Raw genomic sequence first — 6187 nt, forward strand, 5'->3', positions numbered from 1 at the left:
GGGCAAGCGCTCAGCCTGGGACGAGTGCGTCCCACTGATCTCGGGTCGGGCCGTCGTGTTCGGGCGAGAAGTCCGGGTGGGTAGCCAGCCAGGCGGTGACGTGTCGGTCCACTTCGGCGGTGCCGTAGGCGTCGTCGGCCGGTCGCAGGAGATGGCGCACCTGGGCTCGGGCTCGCATGACGACGGGGTCGTCGAAGGCGCAGGCGGCGAGGGCGGCAGCCCGCTGGTCCGAGAGTGGTGAGCTCTCGGCGAGGCGTTGCTCGTTGACGCGGTCGGCCGCCACCCGCGCGTCGAACCACGGGCGGAAGGCCTTTGTCGTCCAGGTGTGGTAGCCGGTGGGGTCCGCGGCGATCTGGTCGACATGGGTGGCGATGTGCTGGGCGGCGCGCAGGCCGAGGGCCGCGCCATGGCCCAGGGTGGGGTTGGTGTGGATCAGGCTGTCCCCGGCGTTGACCAGGCCGGTGACGACAGGTCCGGCATCGTCGGCGAGGGCGGTCCAGCGGTTGTCCAGGCCGGCTAGCGCCAGGACGGCCGACTGTGGTTCGGGGGCCAGGTCGAGCCAGGCCGCGGTGGCGGGGAAGCGGCGGGCGGCCGGGTCGGTGAGCGCGCCGCGGGTCGGATCACCGGTGGAGAGCACCAGGTTCACCGCGAAGGTGTCGTTGTCGGAGGGGAAGACGCCGGCGAGCGCGAACGGTACGGCCGAGCCGTTCTTCACCCGCCCGGGGTCACGCGGGCCGTCGGCACGCAGGCGGTACCAGCGGCACAGATAGGCGATCCCGGCGTGGTGGCTGTCGACCACGGGCGGGCGGCAGCCGGCCGCAGTCAGCCAGGCGGGAACCGGCGAGCGACGACCGGACGCGTCGACGACGAGGTCCGCCCGGTGCGTTTCCGCGCCCACCCGCACGCCGGTGACCCGGACAGGGCGGCCCTCCCCGAAGGTGAGGGCGCGCACCCGGCAGCCTCGCCGCACCTCAACGGTGGGTTCACGCCGTACAGGTCGTGTCGGCCTCACGATCGCCGGGCTGGCCGGGCTGCTGACCGGGATCCCGGCCGGGAACCCGGCCGACCGCGACACTGCCTAGTGCCGTATCAGGCAACGTTCGCCCTGGTGACAACTTCGCGTAGACGTTCGTCGGCGGCGTGCTTGTTTCGCCAGATGATGTAGCGGCGGATCATGCTGCCCTGGGCCTTGTGGCTGGAGTGGTCTGTGCCGTCGAGGGCGAAGTAGCGCAGGGCGGTGAACTGGGCCTCGATCCGGTTGAGCCAGGAGCTGTTGGTCGGGGTGTAGGCGATCTCGATGTTGTTCGCCGCCGCCCACGCTCGTCGTCATCGATCTCACGGACCTGCACGCGTTCAGCCACGTGATCATTCTGACCGCCCGGCGCCGCCCGGCGCAGCAACCGGACGACACATCGCGGGGCGAACGTTGCCTGATGCGGCCCTAGTTGCCACCGGCGTACCGGCTGACGTGGTCGGAACCGACGGAGCCGCACACGATGGTTGTCACCAGCGGTTCGCGCTACTTGTCACCTTCGCCGGGTGCTGGGCGTTTCCGTCACCGGTTGACCGGTGTCGGGCCCGGCGGGCCCGGCGGTGAGGCGGGGGACGAGATGAACGTAGGCGACCGTGCCAACGACCTCGGCGAGGGGCTGAGTCACGACGACGGCCGGCGCGACGGCGTAGGCGGCGGACAGGGCCGGGGCAGGACGACGAGGGGGTTGCGGGTCGCGCCGGTGCCCTGCCCCTCCGTGGTGCGGCCACCGTTCGTATGCTGGTCCACAGGCGGTGGCGGCCTCCCCGGACCCCGGACGGTGCCGCGCGCCGCGGAAAGGGGACACGGACATGCGGAAGCGGAAGAGGCGCACGGCCTGGTCGCTCACCTACTTCCTGCTGGGCGGTGTGTGCCTGCTGATCGCCGTGGTGATGGCGACGGGCTTGGCGACGAAGAGGGCCGCGCGCGGGGTGGAACACCTGATCCCGGTCCTGATCCTCGGCGTCCCGGGTGCGGTGCTGACGTTCCGCGCGCCGGTGTTCGGCGTCTCCTACGGGCTGGCCGGGGTCAAGTACTCCGGGCTGCTCAGGGCGCGCTCCTACGTGTGGGCGGACATCCGGGAGGTGCGGGTGGCCGTCCTGGAGGGCACGGTCTACTCGTCCGACGTCCCGGAGCTGGTGCTGGCCTCCGGCGGGACGGACCAGCTGCACATGCTGGCGGGCCACGGCTCGGGCGGGACCAACAGGCGGGTCAAGCGGCTGGTGGCCGAGTTGGAGGCGGCGCGCGCGGCCGCGTCCTGACGCCGGTCGCTTCCACCGGCGGCGCGCGGCACCGGCAGGCTCCCGGTGCCGGTTTCCCGACGGGCTCCCCGGGGCGCAGGCATCGGGCCATGGTGGGCTCGGAGCGCATGGCACGGCAGCGGTTGCCGGCCAGGCTCGGCGACAGATTTCGACCGGACTCATCCGCATCGGCTGACCTCACCCACCACCAGGAGGCCGCCACCGGAACATCCCGGTGGCGGCCTCCGCCGCGAACTCCGGACAACCGGCCCGCAGCCGTCGGCGTCGCGTCGGCGGACGCAGGGGGCACCGGTCGGGCGGTGAGTGCCTGCGGTCACAGCCCGTGTCCTCCTGTCGTGCTCGTGAGCCGGGACACGACAGCTGGAACCGGAAGAACATCGGGAGCCGGCGTTTCGTGGCCCACGGGACGCGCCTGTCGGCACCAGATGGCCTGGCTCTGCAACCCATCTACGAGCCGACGGTGGCTGTGTGCTGTATGTGGGGGCGGGGACATGGATCCCATTCCAGTCCCGAGCTGGATGCCGGGGACCTTCCACACCCACCCCCCATGGCCGCGAGTCCCTCGCGATCTCCGTCCGGCCCGACGCGAGGAACCGTACAACGCGGGACCGACAAGGCGGCCTGATCGGGTACCAGCGCCCGCTTCGTCTCCTCGGTTGCAATTTGCCTGGCCAGGTTCCACATATCGCGTCCCGGCTCAGCTCGGCCGGCCCCGGAGACGATCGTGGTGAGAGTTCGCGTGCCGATGTGACAGTTATCGGGCTTCGGCACAGGTCACTCAACGTAGCGAGAGCGGGGAGGCGTCAGTCAGCGGTTCCAACCGCCACCTATCGGTTCCGGTCACAGCAACTGTGACTGGCAGGGATAGTTGGCCAGTCGACGCGTGCTCTGCGCGGGTGGTGGAGTGCGTTGGCAGTGATGGTTGGCCACTTTGGGCAGCGCTAGTTGGCCAATGCCGCGGGTACTCGCTCACGGAAGGTAGCGGAGGCCGGGGGTGGTTGGCTGGCCGTGGCCGCTTTGAAGCTGAAGATGCTGATGTGCCGACCAGAGGTCATCGGTGGCTGCCCCGCGGGCACCGACCTGGCCCTGGCCGTTCGAGCGCCCCCGGCGTCGTTCACCTGAAGTGGTTCTGGCTCGACTTCCGTGATGGGGACACGCTGAATGACGTAAATCTGTACCGCGCCGTCAGCCACGGCTCGACTCGGCAGGGCCTGGTCGACCGGTGACCAGGTCGCGAGCTAGAAGATACCTGCGCGATTGTGCTGTACGAGGCCATCGAGGATCTCGCGCAGCCACGGGCTGCGGACGGCCGGCAGTCGAACCAGGGTGCGCCGGAACACTTCCCAGTCGGCCCGGAACATGTGATGGGGGCGCGGCGCGGGCGGGTCGAAGTCGTCGCGGAGGACGCCGTCGGGTAGGCCGCCCGACGCGGGGACGGGCAGGTCCGGCTCGGGGAAGACTAGCCACAGCCACACCCCGAACGGCAACGGCACCAGGTAGGCCGCAGTGTCGGCTGGGGTCCAGACCTCCCCCGTCTGCGGATGGGATGGCACGAGGAGGATGTCGGCGTCCTCGCGAGGAGCCGGCCGTCCCGGTCCGGCCAGAACGGCGCGCCGCGCCAGCGGACCTGCGGGCAGCAGGGCGTCGAGGGCGCGTTGGAACACCTCTCCGACCAAGCCGTCCGGAACCGTCACCGGCCAGCCCTCCGATGCCAGCAACAGGTGGGCGAGTGCCCGGCCTGCCGCCGCCTCCCACTGTGGGCTCCACGACCACCAGTGGTTCGACCAGTGACCTGCCCGCATCCGCGACCCCCACGTGGCAATCGGCTCGAACGGGGGTGTGCCCTTCCCGTTCGCCATCAGCTCCGTCCAGGAGAGCGGTGCCGCGTCGGTGTCGTCGACGGGAAGGCGGCGAACGGCGTTCGGGCTGAGCCACATCGCTTGCCAGAGCGAGCAGTCGTCGATCCGGCTCGCCACGGGCAGGGCGCACTCCACGCAGGCCACGTTGGGGCCGTCGGCCCCGTCAAGGCCGCAACAGTAGCCGCCTCCGCGATTCTCTGGGATAAGCACGGTTCCGTGGGCGTCGCCGGGCGCGATGACGATCGCGCCCGGCGCACCGTCGGACAAGGCGTAGACCGGCGCGTAGACACCGCGGGCGGCCGCCTCGTCCGGATGGATCTCGTCCCACATCCGCCACGGCGGCCCCCAGGGCTCCGAGTCCACGGCGAAGGTGCCCGACTCCATGAGTACCGGGAGCTGGATCCCGTTCCCGTACTTCTGATGGGCGTGGACCGGCAGTGCGACCTGGGACAACGGACTGGTCAACTCAGCGCCGCACCCCGCACACAAAAAAACAAACAAATGTCCTCCGTCTGGGAAACGGAGGCATCATCGCAGCTCGGCAGCGGCCAGCCAATTGGTTTTCCAGGACAGCATGAGGCACAGCAACCGTCACTCAGCGCTTGCAGGGCACGGAAGTTGAGCCAGAACCTCGTTTCACCCGTTGCCGACACACGGTCAACGAGCCGGGAGTGGCCGGAGCCAGAAGGCGCTGGTCAGCTACGGTGACGGCATGACCGAGAGCCTGCCTGATGACGTAGCCGACGTGCTTGAGCTCGTCCTGAGCACGGACGAGCCAGTTCACGTTGCGCTTCGACAGCAGGTTCCACAACTCAGCGTGATATCCCGTTGCACATGCGGGTGCGGTACCGCCTATTTCGAACTCGACACCAGCGAGGTGGAGCCCGCACCGACCGGCTCCGGCACTGTGGTAGCGGCTGATGCACAGCTCTTCACCGAGTCCGGCGAGTGCCCTGGCGAGGTCCTGGTCTTCGCGCAGGACGGCTACCTGTCGTGGCTGGAGGTTTGCTCATGGAGCGATGACGTCGAGGTGAATCTTGCCGCAGCGCATCGGTGGCTGCGGCCACCCTCTTGAGCCCGACATCGAGCTCAAGAGGGTGGCCGGGCGGTAATAACTGATCCGGCAGCGTGTGGACCAGGAGCCAACGGGCCGGATTCGTTCACCGTTCGCGCGAGCGACGACGAGGTTGCTGGCCTCGAAGCTGACCCGATCGCCATCCGCCAAGAACAGTGGGCTGTCCAGCTCGAAGGCGCGTCCGTCATCGGTTTCGAGTTCGTTCACGAGCACCAAGCGTGAGGTGGCTGTGGTCCCATCGGCGATCAGGCGGATGACCGGATGGTCCCACGCGGCCAAAGCTGCCGCGAAGGGGACTGCTCAGGCGAGGCCGAAGTCGCGTGACGCCGGCCCCAGGACCACCTGCATAAATCCCGCTGGGCGCAGTGCGCGCACCGCTATCATCCCCGGATGCCTCTCCGTCAGTACGCCTACTTCGCCTTGTTCAGCCAGCACGTCTCCGCCGACGAGATGACCTCGCAACTGGGCATCACTCCTGACGAGGTGTCCGTCCGCGGCAGCCGCTCCACCGAGCCAAGGACGATTCCTGTCAGCCACCGCTGGAAGGTCGTCTGTCGGGAGCCAGACCTGCGCGTCGACGAACAGATCGCCCGTATCCTCGACAGACTCCAGCCCCACGCGGCTTGCATAGCCGAGCTCGTGGGCCAACTGGCCGCCGACGGCGGCGGGGCAGTCCTGCAGGTCGTGCGCCACTTCAACGACACCGACCACGACGAATCGCCCAGCCGCCCGGACGCTCCCGACTCACCCAACCTCTTCGGCTGGCATCTTGAGCGCGATGTCCTGGACTTCCTCACCGCAGTCGACGCCGAGCTCGACGTGGACGAGTACGACATGACCCCAGGCGAGGATGACAGCTGAGCATGTGAACCGCTGCGGGTTCTGCAGAGACTCTAGATTGTTGCTGTGACCTGCAGGTTTGGCTGCTGTTGGCTGTAGTAGGCGGCTTCGTACTCGGCAG

At 69.1% G+C, this 6187-nt stretch carries 4 protein-coding genes and 2 pseudogenes; 3 read left to right on the forward strand and 3 right to left on the reverse strand.

Annotated features, from left to right (window positions below):
* Positions 1-10: 10 nt before the first annotated feature.
* Positions 11-994 (reverse strand): annotated as a pseudogene (locus AB0P06_RS26725) (FAD-dependent oxidoreductase); the annotation flags it as partial.
* A 95-nt stretch (positions 995-1089) separates the two neighbouring features.
* Positions 1090-1317 (reverse strand): annotated as a pseudogene (locus AB0P06_RS26730) (transposase); the annotation flags it as partial.
* 525 nt (positions 1318-1842) lie between these two features.
* On the opposite strand from AB0P06_RS26730, the gene AB0P06_RS26735 reads away from it, so the two are divergent.
* The gene (locus AB0P06_RS26735; RefSeq protein WP_363611565.1) at positions 1843-2292 is read left to right on the forward strand and encodes a hypothetical protein; all 450 of its coding nucleotides are present in this window, start codon (positions 1843-1845) and stop codon (positions 2290-2292) included.
* Between the two features lie 1238 nt (positions 2293-3530).
* On the opposite strand, the gene AB0P06_RS26740 is transcribed toward AB0P06_RS26735, so the two are convergent.
* A complete protein-coding gene (locus AB0P06_RS26740; RefSeq protein WP_363611566.1) occupies positions 3531-4652 on the reverse strand; it encodes a hypothetical protein in 1122 nt (373 codons plus the stop codon).
* 211 nt (positions 4653-4863) lie between these two features.
* On the opposite strand from AB0P06_RS26740, the gene AB0P06_RS26745 reads away from it, so the two are divergent.
* Positions 4864-5226 carry a hypothetical protein gene (locus tag AB0P06_RS26745; protein WP_363611568.1) on the forward strand — a complete coding sequence of 121 codons (363 nt, stop codon included), beginning with the start codon at positions 4864-4866 and terminating at the stop codon, positions 5224-5226.
* A 390-nt stretch (positions 5227-5616) separates the two neighbouring features.
* Positions 5617-6087 carry a DUF4279 domain-containing protein gene (locus AB0P06_RS26750; protein WP_363611570.1) on the forward strand — a complete coding sequence of 157 codons (471 nt, stop codon included), beginning with the start codon at positions 5617-5619 and terminating at the stop codon, positions 6085-6087.
* Positions 6088-6187 lie beyond the last annotated feature (100 nt).

It is taken from the genome of Kitasatospora sp. NPDC088351, assembly GCF_040685575.1.
GTDB lineage: Bacteria > Actinomycetota > Actinomycetes > Streptomycetales > Streptomycetaceae > Kitasatospora.